At 61.6% G+C, this 16,306-nt stretch carries 19 protein-coding genes and 1 pseudogene; 8 read left to right on the top strand and 12 right to left on the bottom strand.

The features are described from left to right. Position 1: 1 nt before the first annotated feature. Positions 2-880 (bottom strand): sterol desaturase family protein, encoded by an 879-nt coding sequence (locus tag AC1RMX_RS16640; RefSeq protein WP_493072554.1) that lies wholly within the window; start codon positions 878-880, stop codon positions 2-4. Between the two features lie 154 nt (positions 881-1,034). Between AC1RMX_RS16640 and AC1RMX_RS16635 the strand changes: the two genes are divergently transcribed. Then, positions 1,035-1,340, top strand: coding sequence for a PepSY domain-containing protein (locus AC1RMX_RS16635; protein ID WP_065259299.1), 306 nt, complete (start codon positions 1,035-1,037; stop codon positions 1,338-1,340). 60 nt (positions 1,341-1,400) lie between these two features. On the opposite strand, the gene AC1RMX_RS16630 is transcribed toward AC1RMX_RS16635, so the two are convergent. The 3 genes and pseudogenes from AC1RMX_RS16630 to AC1RMX_RS16620 form a co-directional block, all read right to left on the bottom strand. After that, positions 1,401-1,844, bottom strand: a complete 444-nt coding sequence (locus tag AC1RMX_RS16630) for a hypothetical protein (RefSeq protein WP_096818166.1) — start codon at positions 1,842-1,844, stop codon at positions 1,401-1,403. Between the two features lie 112 nt (positions 1,845-1,956). Then, positions 1,957-2,661 (bottom strand): methyl-accepting chemotaxis protein, encoded by a 705-nt coding sequence (locus tag AC1RMX_RS16625; protein WP_371858321.1) that lies wholly within the window; start codon positions 2,659-2,661, stop codon positions 1,957-1,959. Between the two features lie 228 nt (positions 2,662-2,889). After that, positions 2,890-3,000: pseudogene (locus AC1RMX_RS16620) on the bottom strand (hypothetical protein); the annotation flags it as partial. An 855-nt stretch (positions 3,001-3,855) separates the two neighbouring features. Between AC1RMX_RS16620 and AC1RMX_RS16615 the strand changes: the two are divergent. Together AC1RMX_RS16615 and AC1RMX_RS16610 are read left to right on the top strand one after the other, a co-directional pair. Next, positions 3,856-4,878, top strand: a complete 1,023-nt coding sequence (locus tag AC1RMX_RS16615; protein WP_096818170.1) for a transporter — start codon at positions 3,856-3,858, stop codon at positions 4,876-4,878. 247 nt (positions 4,879-5,125) lie between these two features. Next, positions 5,126-6,739 carry an inorganic phosphate transporter gene (locus tag AC1RMX_RS16610; protein ID WP_096818172.1) on the top strand — a complete coding sequence of 538 codons (1,614 nt, stop codon included), beginning with the start codon at positions 5,126-5,128 and terminating at the stop codon, positions 6,737-6,739. A 53-nt stretch (positions 6,740-6,792) separates the two neighbouring features. On the opposite strand, the gene AC1RMX_RS16605 is transcribed toward AC1RMX_RS16610, so the two are convergent. Then, positions 6,793-7,689, bottom strand: coding sequence for a LysR family transcriptional regulator (locus tag AC1RMX_RS16605; protein WP_493072553.1), 897 nt, complete (start codon positions 7,687-7,689; stop codon positions 6,793-6,795). 120 nt (positions 7,690-7,809) lie between these two features. Here AC1RMX_RS16605 and AC1RMX_RS16600 point away from each other — a divergent pair, with 120 nt between their 5' ends. Further along, positions 7,810-8,565, top strand: a complete 756-nt coding sequence (locus AC1RMX_RS16600) for an SDR family NAD(P)-dependent oxidoreductase (protein WP_493072552.1) — start codon at positions 7,810-7,812, stop codon at positions 8,563-8,565. Between the two features lie 59 nt (positions 8,566-8,624). Here AC1RMX_RS16600 and AC1RMX_RS16595 read toward each other — a convergent pair whose 3' ends face one another. Further along, on the bottom strand, positions 8,625-9,062 hold the full coding sequence (locus tag AC1RMX_RS16595; protein WP_493072551.1) for a multidrug/biocide efflux PACE transporter: 438 nt from the start codon (positions 9,060-9,062) through the stop codon (positions 8,625-8,627). Between the two features lie 88 nt (positions 9,063-9,150). On the opposite strand from AC1RMX_RS16595, the gene AC1RMX_RS16590 reads away from it, so the two are divergent. Beyond that, positions 9,151-10,005, top strand: a complete 855-nt coding sequence (locus AC1RMX_RS16590) for a LysR family transcriptional regulator (RefSeq protein WP_102621316.1) — start codon at positions 9,151-9,153, stop codon at positions 10,003-10,005. Positions 10,006-10,009: 4 nt separating this feature from the next. Here the strand turns inward: AC1RMX_RS16590 and AC1RMX_RS16585 are convergent, their stop codons facing one another. Beyond that, a complete protein-coding gene (locus AC1RMX_RS16585; protein WP_493072550.1) occupies positions 10,010-10,846 on the bottom strand; it encodes a LysR family transcriptional regulator in 837 nt (278 codons plus the stop codon). 111 nt (positions 10,847-10,957) lie between these two features. On the opposite strand from AC1RMX_RS16585, the gene AC1RMX_RS16580 reads away from it, so the two are divergent. Next, positions 10,958-11,683 (top strand): SDR family oxidoreductase, encoded by a 726-nt coding sequence (locus AC1RMX_RS16580; protein WP_248742517.1) that lies wholly within the window; start codon positions 10,958-10,960, stop codon positions 11,681-11,683. 11 nt (positions 11,684-11,694) lie between these two features. Here the strand turns inward: AC1RMX_RS16580 and AC1RMX_RS16575 are convergent, their stop codons facing one another. From AC1RMX_RS16575 to AC1RMX_RS16565, 3 genes are read right to left on the bottom strand one after another with little or no spacing between them, the layout of a single operon-like run. Next, a complete protein-coding gene (locus AC1RMX_RS16575; RefSeq protein ID WP_493072549.1) occupies positions 11,695-12,939 on the bottom strand; it encodes an RNA polymerase sigma factor in 1,245 nt (414 codons plus the stop codon). Next, on the bottom strand, positions 12,932-13,276 hold the full coding sequence (locus tag AC1RMX_RS16570; protein ID WP_007951101.1) for a YciI family protein: 345 nt from the start codon (positions 13,274-13,276) through the stop codon (positions 12,932-12,934). The genes AC1RMX_RS16575 and AC1RMX_RS16570 overlap by 8 nt, the downstream gene beginning before the upstream one ends. A gap of 40 nt (positions 13,277-13,316) precedes the next feature. Beyond that, positions 13,317-13,742, bottom strand: a complete 426-nt coding sequence (locus AC1RMX_RS16565; RefSeq protein ID WP_096818191.1) for a YybH family protein — start codon at positions 13,740-13,742, stop codon at positions 13,317-13,319. Between the two features lie 142 nt (positions 13,743-13,884). Here AC1RMX_RS16565 and AC1RMX_RS16560 point away from each other — a divergent pair, with 142 nt between their 5' ends. Both AC1RMX_RS16560 and AC1RMX_RS16555 read left to right on the top strand, forming a co-directional pair. Continuing rightward, positions 13,885-14,370: a GNAT family N-acetyltransferase gene (locus AC1RMX_RS16560; RefSeq protein ID WP_119427903.1), complete on the top strand. Its 486-nt coding sequence runs from the start codon at positions 13,885-13,887 to the stop codon at positions 14,368-14,370. A gap of 17 nt (positions 14,371-14,387) precedes the next feature. Next, positions 14,388-14,993 (top strand): pyridoxamine 5'-phosphate oxidase family protein, encoded by a 606-nt coding sequence (locus AC1RMX_RS16555; protein WP_493072548.1) that lies wholly within the window; start codon positions 14,388-14,390, stop codon positions 14,991-14,993. A 5-nt stretch (positions 14,994-14,998) separates the two neighbouring features. On the opposite strand, the gene AC1RMX_RS16550 is transcribed toward AC1RMX_RS16555, so the two are convergent. After that, a complete protein-coding gene (locus AC1RMX_RS16550; protein ID WP_096818197.1) occupies positions 14,999-15,487 on the bottom strand; it encodes a GNAT family N-acetyltransferase in 489 nt (162 codons plus the stop codon). Positions 15,488-15,803: 316 nt separating this feature from the next. Next, positions 15,804-16,298 carry a GyrI-like domain-containing protein gene (locus tag AC1RMX_RS16545; RefSeq protein ID WP_096818199.1) on the bottom strand — a complete coding sequence of 165 codons (495 nt, stop codon included), beginning with the start codon at positions 16,296-16,298 and terminating at the stop codon, positions 15,804-15,806. Between the last annotated feature and the right edge of the window lie 8 nt (positions 16,299-16,306).

Genomic DNA, 16,306 nt, shown 5'->3' with positions numbered 1-16,306 from the left:
CTCAACGTCTCAAGCCCTCCGGCACTTTCGGTTCCTTGCCCAGCGTTGCCGGTTCGAACGGATCGAACAACTGCGCCATATAGTCCCGTGGAAAATCCGGACGACTGCCGATGCCCAGATCGCCCGCGCCGATCCGGTAATTCTCCGTGTAAAAACCGGTGCCCAGCAGCCAGTCCCAGAGGGTAAAGAACAGCCCGAAATTGACGTCACCGGCGCGCCCGTACTTCATGTGATGAAAACGGTGCAGCGGCGCCCAGGCGAAGATCCAGCGCAGCGGGCCAACGCGCATGTCGACGTTCGAATGCTGCAGCAACAGCTGGATTGCAATGGCGAATGCCAACAACACCGCGACCTCGGACGGAATACCCAGCACCAGCAACGGCAGCAGCCCCGCCGTCGCCTCCAGCAATTGATGCAGCGGATGTTTCATCAAACCGTTGAACCCGTAGAGCCGTTCGACGCTGTGATGAATCGCGTGCAGCCGCCACATCCACGGCACGCGATGGCTGGCGTAGTGCATCAGGCTCACGCCCGCATCGGCAATGAAAATCGCCAGGCCGACTTGTAGCCACAGTGGCCAGCTCGACGGCCAAGCACCGTCAATCGCAATCAGCGTCACCAGCCCCGGCAATGCCAGCAGGCCGAGGGAGTTCAACGCTTCGTTGATCAACGCGTGGAGCATGTCGCGACGGCGATCGCCGGTCGGGCGGTTCCAGTTCATTTCATAAGGCAGCAGCCATTCGGCCGCGAACGACACCGCCAACGCCACAGCAAACAACGGCAACAACCACAGTAGCGAATGCCCCGCCAACCCAATCCCGCCGCCGATGAATCCAAGCCAGAACAACGGCGCATACAACCACGAAAAAATGCGTTTCATGTCCACCTCCATTAATCGAAGGCAGAGCATGAAAGTTACCCGCGAACGGCGATTGAACAAACGACGCAAACACCCACGGCGTTTTTTTAAGGGTGAATTAAGTTGCGGTGGCTAACCTGAACTCACTTGAACGAATCACCCAAAGGAATAACCGATGAAAACCTTGACTGCCCTGTTTACCGCTGCCGCCCTGACCCTCACCGCTGGCCTGGCCCAGGCTGACGTTCGCGTCGATCAGATCCCTGAGCTGGTCAAGTCCGGCAAGATCAAGCCACTGGAAGAATTGAACAAGATTGCCCTGGCCCTGCACCCGGGCGCGACCATCGTCGACACCGACCTGGACAACCATTTCAACGGCTATGAGTACGAAGTCGAGCTGCGTACTGCCGATGGCAAAGAATGGGACGTGGATCTGGATGCGGCAACCGGCAAGGTCCTGAGCAACAAGCAAGATCACTGATTGCACCGCAAGACAAAGCCGCACGATTTTCGGATCGTGCGGCTTTTTTGTGTCCGAAAGTTATGCCGAGGTACTGACCAGCGAACCCGACGTACTCGAATCAGATTGCTGCAACGCCGCCAACAACGCCGCCGTCGCCGTCTGCAACGAAGCCGACGTCGTCGCGATCTGCGATTGCGCAGCCGCAACATCCGCCGCTTTAGCGTCCTGACTTTCCTGCTTGGCCTGGGCCGCTTGCAGCGCCTGTTGCTGTTCCTGCAATTGCTTTTGCAGCTCGGCAATCTGCTTGCGCAGTTCTTTCACCGTATCCGATTCATCGCTGCTGGAGCTGCTGTCCCCCGATGGTGCGGCACCGCCGCCCGCCGCCACTTTGCTGGTGTCGGCCTTCACACCGGTACTGGCCGCTGCTGTGGTCGAGGTGTCGTCGCCCGTGTCGGCAATCGAGGTTTTGCTGGTGGGTGTGGTGACGGTCTGATTGATCGAAACAGACGTGATGCTGACCATGGGAAATCTCCAATGACGGTTATGAATAACCGGCCATCGGCGGCGGCCTGCACGAATTGAGATCGACTGTGTACCGACTCGGTAACCGGGCCGGTACACAGTCACTGGCGGGTCAGACGCTCAGGCGAGCGGTGACGTCGTTCAGTTGGCCGGACAGGCCGTGCAGGTTCTGACTGGCGCTTTCGGTGCGCTGCACGTTGTCGAGGTTGGTGCTGGCAATCGACGTGATCTCGGTCAGGTTGCGCGAGATGTCTTCGGCCACCGACGTTTGCTCTTCGGCCGCCGTGGCGATCTGGCGGTTCATGTCGCGAATCGCTTCCACCGCGTGGGTGATGCGCTCGAGCATGGCGCCGGCCTGAGTCACTTGCTCGACGCTTTCATCGCTGCGGGTCTGGCCGCTGTCGATGGCGTGGGCTGCATCCACCGCGCCGGTCTGCACGCTCTGGATGATCTGGTTGATCTCGATGATCGACTCCGCCGTACGCTGCGCGAGGTTACGCACCTCATCGGCGACCACCGCAAAACCACGCCCGGCTTCACCGGCACGGGCCGCTTCGATGGCGGCGTTGAGCGCCAGCAGGTTGGTCTGCTCGGCGATCCCGCGAATCACTTCCAGCACCTTGCCGATGCGACCGCTGTCGGCTTCCAGACGACGGATGACCGTGGCGGTGTTGGCGATTTCGCCGCGCATCTGGGTGATGCTGTGGATGGTGCTCTGCATGACCTTCTCGCCCTGTTGCGCGGACTGGTCGGCATCGTCGGCAGCACGCGCTGCATCGGCCGCATGACGGGCGACTTCCTGGGCGGTGGCGGACATTTCGTTCATCGCCGTGGCCACCTGATCGGTGCGGTTGAACTGCTCGTTGGTACCGCCGGCCATCACGGTGGCGATGGCGTTCAACTCGCCGCTGGCGCTGTCCAGATCCTTGGCGCTGCGCTGCAGGTGGTTGAAGGTTTCAGCGAGGAAATCACGCAGGGTGTTGGCCGCGGCGGCCAGGTTGCCCAACTCGTCCTGACGGCTGCTGGACACACGCTCGACCAGACGGCCCTTGCTCAACTGGGTGACGTAGTCGATGAGCTTGCGGATCGGCTCGACCAGGTTGCGGTTGACCAGCCACAGGCTCAGCAAACCGATCAACAGGCCGGACGCGAGCATCACCAGAATCCCCAGCAACACGGTGCGATCAGCACTGGCACTGATCAGCGCCGACTGTTCGGTGCCCTGCTTGCGCAGTTCGCCCACCAGTTCGCTCATCTGGTCGCTGGCGGCGCGGTCGACGCCTTTGACGGCGGTGTCGCCCGCGGTCGGATCGGCACCGGCAGCTACGTAGGCATCGCGACCTTTCTGGTAGGCGGCGCCGAGCAGACGGTGTTCTTCACGCAGGCGCTCGATACGGGTTTTCAGCGCAGGCTCGAGGCCTTTCTGATTGGCCAGTTCACCGAGGATGTTCTGCACATCGCGCTGGCGATCTTCGAACTGGCCCCAGTACTTGGCCAGGTCTGCCGGTTGTTTGCCGCGCAGCAGGACGTTTTTCCACTCCTGCACCTGCACCTTGAATTGCAGGTTGGCTTCGTCGATCAGTTGCGACGTGTGCAAGGGGCCGGCAATCAACTGGCTGTAGTTCTGCACGCCGTTGGACAGGAAATGAAAGCAGGCCAGCGCGATCAACAGCATCGCCAACAGACTGCCGCTCAGCAGGGCGAGAATTTGCGCTCTCAGGGATTTTTGCAACATCGCAGGTACTCATGACAGGGATGAGGCACGTCCGGTAAGACGTGAATTGTGGCCGGACATCCGTGTCGGCGAACCTTGGCTCTTGGCCGAAGGCGCGCAACCTAACTCATGCGTGATCGGCGTGCCAGAGGGCTTCTTGAGAAAAATCCGACCGCCGGTAAGGCATTGATTCTGGCGTCATTTAGCTGTCACCAAAACGTCACACTGCATTGCAATGATGCGGCTCAGGTGAATCTGCAAATCCCGCGACAGACGCCCTCCTCCCAGCGAGACTTCATGAACCACAGCCTCGATATCAGCCATCGCGATCCAGACCTGTTCGGCTTGCTCTACGGTTTCCGTTTCCGCCCCGGTGAGCGCGGTCGCGAAGTCGACTCGGCGACCGCTCTGCGCTGCCTGCAGGACGACAGCGATAGCGATGAGTTTCTCTGGCTGCACCTGAACCTGGCGCACGCCGCGTGCGAGCGCTGGATGAAAAGTCATCTGCAATTACCCGAAGAGTTTTTCGAAGCGCTGCATGAAGGCTCGCGCTCGACCCGTATCGAGCATGTCGATTCGGCGTTGCTGGCGGTGGTCAACGACGTGGTGTTCAACCTCAGCAGCATGGTGTCGTCGGACGTGTCGACGCTGTGGGTCTGCGTGCGCAGCAAACTGATCGTCAGTGCGCGCCTGCAACCGCTGCACTCGGTGGACAAGCTGCGTTCGTCGGTGAAGGCAGGCGAGTGCTTTCGCTCACCGTCGGAATTGCTCGTGCACTTACTGCGCGACCAGGGCGAAGTGCTGACCCAGATCGTGCGCAAGACCAGCATGAGCGTCGATCAGGTCGAGGACGAGTTGCTGTCCTCGCGACTGTCGACCAACCGCGCCGAACTCGGCGCCAACCGACGGGTGCTGGTGCGCCTGCAACGACTGCTGGCGCTGGAGCCGGGTTCGCTGCTGCGCCTGCTCAATCGACCGCCGCCCTGGCTGCAGAAGGAAGACGTGAAGGAGCTGCGCAAGTCCACCGAGGAGTTCGCACTGATCATCAACGACCTCACGGCCCTCGGCGAGCGGATCAAGTTGTTGCAGGAAGAGATCGCCGCCAACCTCAATGAGCAGAGCAACCGCACACTGTTCACCCTGACCGTGGTGACGGTGCTGGCGCTGCCGATCAACATCATTGCCGGTTTCTTCGGCATGAACGTCGGCGGTGTGCCGCTGGCCACTGATCCGGAAGGGTTCTGGATTCTGGTGGCGCTGGTGGTGACGTTTACCGTGATTGCCGGGCGCTGGGCGTTTCGCAAGCGCGGGGATTACTGAGCGCTGCCGAGCGCCGACACGCTCGTTCCCACGCTCCGCGTGGGAATGCATCAGGTGACGCTCTGCGTCACAGGGACGCGGAGCGTCCCGGGCGGCGTTCCCACGCAGAGCGTGGGAACGATCAGTCACTATTAAGCAAGACCAGCGGCGCGGCTAATCCGCCAAACACTGATCTGCCGCAGTCTCTCTGTAATATTTAGCAACGATCATGGGCAACACTCCTTCCCCCGCTCAGGATTGTCCTCCCATGGCTACTCCCTCCCTGACCGCCAGCCCGGCCTCCGCCCCCAGCGGCAGGCCGGCGCTCGACAAGAAAACCGGCCCCTTCACTTACGTGGTGTTCTTCGCCGTGCTGGCCATGGGGATGCTGTTCACGGCCTACAGCCTGATGCACGACATGCACGAACTCGGCACGGTGGTCACCACCTGGACCCCGTTCCTGCTGCTCGGCGTGGCGCTGTTGATTGCGCTGGGTTTCGAGTTCGTCAACGGTTTCCACGACACCGCCAACGCCGTGGCCACGGTGATCTATACCCACTCGCTGCCACCGAATGTGGCCGTGGTGTGGTCGGGTTTCTTCAACTTCCTCGGCGTATTGCTTTCGAGTGGCGCGGTGGCGTTCGGCATCATCGCCCTGCTGCCGGTCGAGCTGATTCTGCAAGTCGGCTCGTCCGCCGGTTTCGCGATGATCTTCGCCCTGCTGATCGCCGCGATTCTGTGGAACCTCGGCACCTGGTGGCTGGGCCTGCCGGCCTCTTCGTCGCACACGCTGATCGGTTCGATCATTGGCGTCGGCGTAGCGAATGCCCTGATGCATGGCCGCGACGGTACCAGCGGTGTGGACTGGGCCCAGGCCACCAAGATCGGTTACGCACTGCTGCTGTCGCCGCTGGTGGGTTTCGGTTGCGCGGCGCTGTTGCTGCTGGCATTGCGCGCGTTCGTGAAGAACCGCTCGCTGTACAAGGCCCCGGAAGGCAACACCCCGCCGCCGTGGTGGATTCGCGGTCTGCTGATCCTGACCTGCACCGGTGTGTCGTTTGCCCACGGTTCCAACGACGGCCAGAAAGGCATGGGCCTGATCATGCTGATCCTCGTTGGCACCCTGCCAATGGCTTATGCGCTGAACCGCACCATGCCGGCGGATCAGGCGTTGCAGTTCGCCGCCGTGGCTGAAGTCACCCAACAGGCGCTGGTAAAAAGCGCACCGCTGCCGGCTCCGGCCGATCCGCGTCCGGTGCTCTCGGATTACGTGCGCAGCAAGCAGGCCACGCCGCAACTGGTCCCGGCCCTCGCCGCGCTGACCGGTCATATCGGTGAAGAAGTCAAAGGCTACGGTTCGCTGTCGAAAGTCCCGGCCGAGGCCATGGGCAACGTGCGTAACGACATGTACCTGGCCAGCGAAACCATTCGCCTGATGGACAAGAACAAGGTCGGCACCTTCGACGCCGACACCACCAACAAACTGCAACTGTTCAAGCAGCAGATCGACAACGCCACCCGGTTCATCCCGCTGTGGGTGAAAATCGCCGTGGCGATTGCATTGGGGCTGGGCACCATGGTCGGTTGGAAGCGGATCGTGGTCACGGTCGGCGAGAAGATCGGCAAGACCCACCTGACCTACGCCCAGGGCGCCTCGGCTGAAACCGTGGCGATGCTGACCATCGGCGCCGCTGACATGTTCGGCCTGCCGGTGTCGACCACCCATGTGCTGTCCTCGGGCGTGGCCGGGACCATGGTCGCCAACGGTGGCGGCCTGCAGATGAAGACCATCCGCAATCTGCTGATGGCGTGGGTGCTGACGTTGCCGGCGGCGATTCTGCTGTCAGGCAGTCTGTATTGGTTGTTTACCCAGATCTTCTGATCCAGCCGAATCCCTGTGAGAGCCCTTGCTCCCACAGGGATTTGCGGCAGGAATCAGAGCGTCGAACGAATCAAATCCCCCAGCCAATCCATGAACACCCGCACCCGCAACGGCAGATGCCGCTGCCGGGCGTACAGCAGTGAAATGCCCATCGCCGGCGCAGTGTATTGCGGCAACACGGTCACCACCTCACCGGTGTCCAGATAGGTATTCATGCCGGTACGCGGCACCTGGATCAGACCGAATCCCCCAAGGCACGCCGACTCGTAAGCATCGGTGCTGTTGACCGTCACGCTGCCGGCCATCGGCAAGCGGTGGACCTGCCCATCCTGCTCGTAGACAAACCCTTCCGAACGCGAACCCAGCACACCGACGTAGTGCACCAGCCGATGCTGCGCCAGATCCTCAAGGGTCTGCGGCACACCGTAGCGCTGCAGATACGCGGGGCTGGCGCAGTTGATCATGCTGAAGTCACCCAGATGTCGCGCCACCACCGACTGATCGGGTTGCGCGCCGATGCGCACCACGCAATCGAAGCCTTCGGCGAGCAGGTCGACCCGGCGATCGGTGCTGCTGATTTCCAGCTCCAGGTTCGGATGACGGGCCATGAATTCCGGCAACTTCGGCATGATCAACCGCCGCGACAGAATGTTCGGCATATCGACCCGGATCCGCCCGGTCAGCGACGCTTCGTCCTGACGGAACAGGTTCTCGATTTCGTCCATGTGCGACAGCAGATCCTTGCTGCGCTCATACAACGCAAGGCCGTCCTGAGTCGCCTGGACCTTGCGCGTGGTGCGTTGCAGCAGACGCGTGCCGAGCAGGGTTTCCAGCACCTGCACCTGCTCGGACACCGTCGAGCGCGGCAGCCCCAGACTCTCCCCTGCCATCGTAAAACTCGACAATTCGCTGACCCGGACGAAGGTGCGCAGCAGTTCCAGTTTGTTCATGGGCCACCTTTTGATTGTTCGTACATACCGACCAGTGATTCCGGTTTCAGTCTGTTTATCACCTCACGGCGGATAAATAAACTGGGCCCCATCAACCGTCACTGCCCTCGAGGAAGACCCATGAATCGTAAAATCGCATTGATCACCGGGGCCAGCCGTGGCCTCGGCAAGAACGCCGCCCTGCACCTCGCCGCGCAAGGCGTGGACATCATCGGCACCTACAACAGCCGCGCCGATGAAGCGCAATCGCTGGTCGAGGAACTGAAAACACTCGGCGCCAACGCCGTGATGCTGCAACTGGATGTCGGCCGCAGCGAAGGCTTCGCCGATTTCGCCGTGCGGGTCGAGCAAGCACTGCAACAGCTCGGTCAGTCGCGCTTCGATTTCCTGATCAACAACGCCGGGATTGGCGTGCATGCGTCCTTCGCCGAAACCACGCCGGAGCAGTTCGACCTGCTGATGAACGTGCAGTTGAAAGGGCCGTTCTTCCTGACTCAGCAATTGCTGCCGCTGATCAACGATGGCGGGCGGATCATCAACATCTCCAGCGGTCTGGCCCGTTTCACCCTGCCGGGTTATGCCGCCTACGCGGCGATGAAAGGTGCGATGGAAGTGCTGACCCGTTATCAGGCCAAGGAGCTGGGTGCGCGGCAGATCGCCGTGAATATCCTCGCACCGGGCGCCATCGAAACCGACTTCGGCGGTGGTGCGGTGCGCGACAATTCGGCGCTGAACGCGATGGTCGCCAGCAACACCGCGCTGGGCCGTGCCGGGCAGCCGGATGACATTGGCGGTGCACTGGCGCTGCTGCTGTCGCCGGGCGCGCAGTGGATCAACGGTCAGCGGATTGAAGCGTCGGGCGGGATGTTTCTCTAAACCCGGCAAAAATCCCGGACAAAAAAAATCGCAGCCCTCGCAGGCTGCGATTTTTGTTTTCAGTTCTGGCAGACGCTGCGCATCACCAGCCGCTCGCGCACCACGTCATAACCCCAATGATAGACATAGGTGTACGGCAGGAAGAACAGCAGCACGCCAATGTCGAGCAGGAACGCCTGCCACAGGCTGACCGACAGCCACCAGGCAATCAGCGGCACGCCCATCACGATCAACCCGCCCTCGAACAGCAGCGCGTGCGCCACCCGTACCCAGGCGTTGTGGGCGATGTTCCAGCGTTTGAGCAGGCGGTCGAAGAAGCCGTTGAACACCACGTTCCAGCCCAGGGCCAGCAACGCGATGGCCATGGTGACGGCGCCCATTTCGACCAGCGGTTTGCCCATGATCCACGCCAGCAATGGAGTACAGATCAGGATTGCCAGCAGTTCGAAACCGATGGCCTGGAAGATACGTTCAGTGATGGATTTGTTGCCAGTCATGGCCGAGTTCCTCTGTGAAGATGGTTGCCATGATCCAGCACCGCACCGATACTTCATAACCAATAACCATCGATCAAGGCGATAGTTCATGGCCTCTCAAGAAGTGCTGCTCGCGTTTGTCCAGGCCGCCACTCAAGGCTCTTTTTCGGCGGCGGCGCGCAAACTCGGGCGCAGTCAGTCGACGGTGAGTGCGGCGGTGGCGAGTCTTGAGATCGATCTGGACCTGATCCTGTTCGACCGCAGCAGCCGCAAACCGACCCTGACCCCGGCCGGCCACGTGATGCTGCAACGGGCCGAGGCGATTCTGTCGGCCACCAGCCGCCTGGAAATGACCGCCCGGCAATTGGCCCAGGGCGTCGAGCCGAAACTCACGGTGGCGATTTCCGACACTTATCAGTCCGACCGTTTCGAGGCGGCACTGGTGGGCTTCGAGCAGCGCTATCCGGATCTGGAGCTGGAATGCCTGATCGCCGAGTGCGATGACCTGATCGAACTGGTGCAACGCGGTCGGGCGCACCTGGCATTCGCCGAGATGCAGGACAACTACCCGCCGGACCTGGCGACCTCGACCGTCGCCGAACGCACTGAAATCGCCCTGTTCGTCGGCCGTAATCATCCGTTGGCGACGCAGGAATCCATCGATCAAACAGTCCTTGAACAGCATCGCGAGCTGCGCCTGGCCACCATCGTCAATCCCTATGACAGTCGCGGCAAAGGCCGGGTGTGGTCGGCGCCGAGTTATCTGATGCTGCTGGAGATGGCCGAAAAGGGCTTCGGCTGGGCACCGCTACCGCGCTGGCTGGTGGAGCGTTTCGGTAACGATCTGCTGGTTGAGCTGAAGGTGCGCGGCTGGCCGAAACCGGTGTTCGTCGATGCGCTGTGGTCGCGGCTGTACCCGCCGGGGCCGGCAGGGAGCTGGTTGCTGAGCAAGATGCTGGAGTGACGATTCAGGCGGCGGCAATCGCCGGCGGCCGATTGTGTTGAAAGTGCTCATGCAACCCGCGCATCGCCGGCAATTCCAGCGCCTGCGCCGCGTAGCACAACCCCACCCGCCGGGTCGGCGCCGGCAGGTGCAGCGCACGTACGATGATGCGTTCATGCCCGCTCACCAACGACTGCGGCAACATCGCCACACCGACACCCGCCGCCACCATGTGCAACGCCTGTTGCAGTGAACCGGCGTGCCCCGCCACCGCTTCCGGCGAACGTCCGTAAAGCGCCATCAAGCGTTGATGCGACGGATGTTGCGGGCAGGTGATCCAGTCCTCGATCGGCGCCCAGCCTGCCTGCGCGCTGGCCATCGGGTGATCGAGGGGTAGCGCCATCACGTAAGACTCTTCCCACAGCGGCAGAAACAGTTCGTCCTCGCAGCACATTTCCTCGACTGCCAGCCGACCGTCGCCATGACAGCCTTCTTCCAGGGTCAGCAGCAGATTGGGCAACGCCTGATGGGCCATGCGCACAAAGGCTTCGATATGGCTGGCGGCGATGTCGCCCTCGATGCCGAGGGTCAGCGGCGCACGGTTTTCGCGGCCGCGAAACATCCGGCTCAGCGCCTCGGACTCGGCCACCATCCGTCGTGCCTGCGGATACAGCAGCCGCGCTTCGTCGCTGACTTCCACACCACGGGGCTGACGCAAAAACAGCGTCGCGCCGAGTTCTTCTTCCAGCTGTTTGATGGTCACCGACAACGTGGGCTGGCTGATGAACAGCCGTTGCGCGGCGGCGGTGATGTTGCGCTCCTCGAACACCGCAAGGAAGGCTTTGAGATGGCGGATATCCATAGGAAATTCCGATGGCAGACAGAGGAATAAGGCATTTTTCAGCCTCCAGCGGGCTAAATATACTGCGCTTCGAATCTGGTTATTTGTTTTTTTTATCTCAGGAGTTCAACCATGGGCAAGCCATTGATCATCATCACCGGCGCCAGCTCAGGCATCGGCGAAGCCACCGCACGGCGTTTGAGCGCTGCCGGTCATCCGCTGCTGTTGCTGGCGCGGCGCATCGAACGCCTCGAAGCACTGGCCCTGCCGAACACTCTCAGCCGCCGCGTCGACATCACCGACCGCGCCGCGTTGCTGGCCGCTGTTGCCGAGGCTGAGGCGCAATTCGGCCCGGCCGATGCGCTGATCAACAACGCCGGGGTGATGCTGCTGGGCGAGATGAGCAAACAGGACCCGGCGCAGTGGGACCAGATGCTCGACGTCAACGTGAAAGGCTTGCTTAACGGCGTGCACGCGGTGGTCGCCGGGATGATCGAGCGCAAGCACGGCACCATCATCAACGTCAGCTCGGTGGCCGGGCGCAAGACGTTCCCGAACCATGTGGCGTATGTCGGCACCAAGTTCGCGGTGCACGGGTTGTCGGAAAACCTGCGTGAAGAACTGGCGCCGCATAACGTGCGCGTGACCACGATTGCGCCGGGGGCGGTGGAGACCGAGTTGTTGAGCCACACCACGGATGAGGCGATCAAGACCGGGTATCAGGCGTGGAAGCAGGACATGGGTGGCACCGTGCTGAGCGCCGAGGATGTGGCGACGGCGATTGCTTATGCGTATGGGCAGCCGCAGGGGGTTTGTATTCGGGAGATTGTGATGGCTGCTACCCGCCAGCAAGCCTGACTCGACGTTTACTAAAGGGGATTGCGCAGCGTCAGCTCGCGCAATCGTCCCTCAATAAACCGCCGCTCCGGCTCCTGCCGCGTCAACGCCAGCGCCCGCGAATAAGCCGCCCGCGCCTCTTCAACCCGCCCCAACTGCCGACAAAACTCCGCCCGCGCCGAATGCGCCAGGTGGTAGTCCTGCAGCTCCCCACGGTCAAGAATCCCCTCGATCAAGGTCAACCCGGCCAGCGCCCCGTCACGCTTGGCCACCGCCACCGCCCGGTTCAACTCGATCACCGGCGACGGCACCGCCCGCAACAAAACGTCATACAGCCCGACAATCTGTTCCCAATCCGTCTCCCCCGCCGTCGGCGCTTCGGCATGCACCGCCGCAATCGCCGCTTGCAGGCAATACGGCCCGAAGCGTCCGGTGGTCAGCGCCTTTTCCACCAGATCACAGCCTTCGGCAATCAGTTCGGCATTCCACAATCCGCGATCCTGATCATCCAGCAGAATCAGCTCACCCTCGGGCGTCGATCGCGCCGACCGCCGCGACTCATGCAGCAACATCAACGCCAGCAACCCCATGACTTCCGGGTCCGGCAACAACTCCAGGAGCAACCGCCCGAGACGAATCGCCTCACGGGTCAAATCCTCGCGGGTCACCTGGGCGCCGCCGGACGCCGAATAACCCTCGTTGAACACCAGGTAAATCACCCGCAGCACACTGTCGAGGCGCTCGGGCAATTCGCTCAGGCTCGGGACTTGATAAGGGATTTTCGCATCGCGAATCTTCGCCTTGGCGCGCACGATGCGCTGGGCAATCGCCGCCGGGGCCGAGAGAAATGCGCGGGCGATTTCCTCGGTGGTGAGATCGCAGACTTCGCGCAGGGTCAGCGGCACTTGCGCGTCCGCCGCCAGTGCCGGGTGGCAGCAGGTGAAGATCAGGCGCAGGCGATCGTCTTCCACGTCTTCGGCGTCCCATTCGGACTGTTCCAGCTCCTCCAGTTGCGCCAGCAACAACGGCTGCGACGCCTTGAACCGCGCACGGCGGCGCAACACGTCGATGGCCTTGAAGCGCCCGGTGGACACCAGCCACGCTCGCGGATTGTCCGGCACGCCGTCGCGCTGCCAGCGCTCGACTGCGACGAAGAACGCCTCGTGCAAGGCTTCTTCGGCGAGGTCGAAATCGCCGAGCAGGCGGATCAGGGTCGCGAGGATCCGCCGCGAGTCTTCGCGATAGACCTGCGCGACCCGAGCCGCGACCTCAGACATTCAACTGCCGCACGGGACGCACTTCGACACTGCCGACCCGGGCCGCCGGAATGTTGCCGGCGACCTGGATCGCTTCGTTGAGGTCCCGCGCGTCGATCAGGTAGAAACCGGCCAACTGCTCCTTGGTCTCGGCGAACGGGCCGTCGGTGATCGACAACTTGCCGTTGCGCATGCGCACCGTGGTGGCGGTCTGCACCGACTCCAGCGCTTCGGCGGCGACCATCCGGCCGCTGCCCTGGATCGACTCGGCGTAGGCCCAGCATTCGGCGTCTTCCGGGCTGTCGGGCGACGAATGCAGCAGGCGCTCATCGCTGTAGACCAGGCATAAATACTTCATGGCGTTCTCCTGAATCGGACGGATCAACTATGGCTGAAGATCAGGGTTTCACATCAAACAGGGTCGAGCCAGTCATCGGATCGAACGGCGCCGACCAGTGTTCGTGGGCGATTTTCCACGCCCCGTCGACCAGCCGATAGCAGGCGGTGGCGCGCATCCAGCAACTCTGGGTTTCGCCTTTTTCATTGGTGCCGCCGCAATTGGCGACCCAGTGGGCGAAGGCGATGTTGTCCCCGATCTCGATGGCGATTTCATGGAATTCGAAAATGTGCGGGCCGGGGCACATTTCCATGCAGGCCACCCAGTGGGCGCGGTAGGCCTCCTTGCCCTTGAATTGCAGGGCCTTGATCGCATCGAAAGAAAGTATGTCGTCGGCGTACAGGGTCATGACCTTTTCCACGTCCTTGGTCATGACGGCCTGACGGTAGGTGTCGATCACGGCTTGAATCTGCGCTTGCGTACTCATGGGGTTTCTCCCTGGTTTTTGTTGTGAAGACACACTTGGTCGCTTGGCGATTGGCCGGATCGACAGCTGAAACAAAAAAATTCCAGAGAACGCAAAATCGCTAGAATCCGAGGCTCATCTTTGTAGGAAAAAGGAAATTCCCGTGTCAGCCCGACTCGTGCCTTACGAAAGCCTGAACGCCACCCAACGCCAACAGGTCGAGGCCATTGAAATCCACGCCGAGCAGATCAAGTTCTCCGGCGACATCCACGGCGCCCTGCACACGCTGCTGTCGAAACCCGGCCCCGGCGTGAAAGGTTTTGCCCTGCTGGCCGAAGACGTACCGGTGGCCTTCCTGCTACTCAAGCGCCCGCCGGTGTTGCCGGAATGGGCCGATGAGCACAGCGCAACCTTGCATGCGTTGCAGGTCGATCACCGGGCCCAGGGCAAGGGTTATGGCAAGGCTTGCCTGCTGGCGCTGCCGGACGTTGCGCGCCAGGCCTGGCCGGAAATCAAAGGGCTGGAACTGTCGGTGGACGCTGACAACGATGCTGCGATTGCGCTGTATGCCAAGTACGGTTTCGTCGACAGCGGCGAAGCGTACAAGGGGCGCATCGGTTACGAGCGGCGCATGGGCCTGTTCTTTTAATCGTCGAGGGAGCAACGATGATCGATTCAATCGAAGCACTGGAAGCTATTTACGGATTGCCCCACGAGCGGGCGGTGCGCAAGCAGATCGGTTTTCTCAACGAGGACTATCAGGCGATGGTCCGGGTTTCGCCGCTGGTGATTGTCAGTTCGGTCGGCGCCGATGGCATCGACGGTTCTCCGCGCGGGGACGCGCCGGGGTTCGTGCGGATCATTGACGAGCGCACCCTGGCCCTGCCGGATCGCCCGGGCAACAACCGCATCGATACCTTGCGCAACGTGCTGCACGATCCACGAGTGTCGTTGCTGTTCATCATTCCGGGGATTGGCGAGACGTTGCGGGTCAATGGCACGGCGACCATCAGCGCTGATCCGGAGTTACTGGAAAGCTTCGAGGTCAACGGCAAGCCGGCGCGCACGGTGTTGCTGGTGACGGTGGAGGCGGCGTTCTTTCATTGCTCGAAAGCGTTCGTGCGTTCGGACGCGTGGAATCCGCAAACCCACTTGCCGCGCTCGGCGCTGCCAACGGCAGGCGCGTTTCACAAGCGCCTGAACGAAGGTCAGTTCGATGCCGAGGCCTACGACCGTGAGGCCCCGACGCGGGTGCGTGAAACGCTCTACTGAAGTCTTTAGAGGGTCAGAATCATCTCGTGCCACGCCATCCCGCCGTGGTCGGACTCGGACGGTTTGATGTAGGCAAAACCGAATCCGGCGTACAGCGGGATGTGCCGATCCTTGCACATCAGGTGAATCGTCGCCTTGCCCTGAGCGCGCATGCGCTCGATGAATTCGCCCAGCAGACGCTTGGCCAGGCCCAGGCCTTGATAGTCCGGGTGCACCACCACCGACATGATCACCACGTTCGGCCCCGCCGGATCGTGGCCGATCAGTTCCTTGAACGCCTCGTCGGACATCTGCACTTCAAACGCCGCGCCGGAGTTGATGAAGCCGGCCACCTGCCCGTCCACCTCGGCGACGATGAAACCGTCCGGCCAGGTGGCGATACGCGTGGCGATCTTCTCGCGGGTCGCGGCTTCGTCGCCCTCGTAGGCGAGGGTTTCGATGGCGTAGCAGCGATCCAGGTCGGCGGCGGTGACGTGGCGGATGACGGTGTTCATGGCGGCTCGAAATCAGTGGAAACAGGGCCGCCAAGGATAAAGGAATAAGGTGTTCATATCGATCCGCATGGGCGGCGTAAAGCCTGCGTATAAGCGCTTTTCTTCGGATTCGGGACGGTCTATTCCTGAGCACTGTCTCTGATCACCCGAAGGGGAACAGTTTATGAGCAGCATGGAAATCGGTTTGTTGATGGTGTTGGGTATCAGCTTTTTCGGCTTCATCACCTTGGGCATCGACCTGTTGCGGGCACGACGGATCAAGGGCAAGTAAGGCTTGATCGGCAGCGCGAAGCGGGTTCGCGCTGCCGGTCGTTCATCAGGTTTTCTTTTCCACCGGGACGCAGATTTCCAGCTTGCCGGTATTGGTTTTCGGATTGAAATCGGCGCTGTAGCGTTCCAGCTCCGGGGCGTTGAGGCCCTTGTATTCGGAGGCCGGCAGCCAGGTCTTGTAGATGTACTCAATGGTCTGTGGCAGAAGATCCAGCGAACCCTTGTGCTCGAACACCGCGTACTGGCGAGGCAGGATTTCGATCCACGGATACTTTTCCTGCGGGAAGTCATCCAGCTTGCGGATTTCGACCCCGGCCATGTAATCGAAACCGCCGTTGCCGTCGAAATTGCTGCAAACGCCGTAGGTCACTTCGCCCTTCTGACCCGGAATATTTCCGATGTGCGGGATCAGTTTTTCCCACAGCGCGGGGATGTCCTGGACGGTCTCTTTGGTGAAACGATCGCGAAAACCTGCAATCAGCAGGAAGTGTCCATGTTCGAAGCGAGGTTCAGCCACTTCGACGCGTTTTTGCTCATCCATGACTCGAC

It is taken from the genome of Pseudomonas sp. GW822-FHT03F04, assembly GCF_058801405.1.
This window is presented reverse-complemented; position numbering and strand designations above follow the sequence as displayed.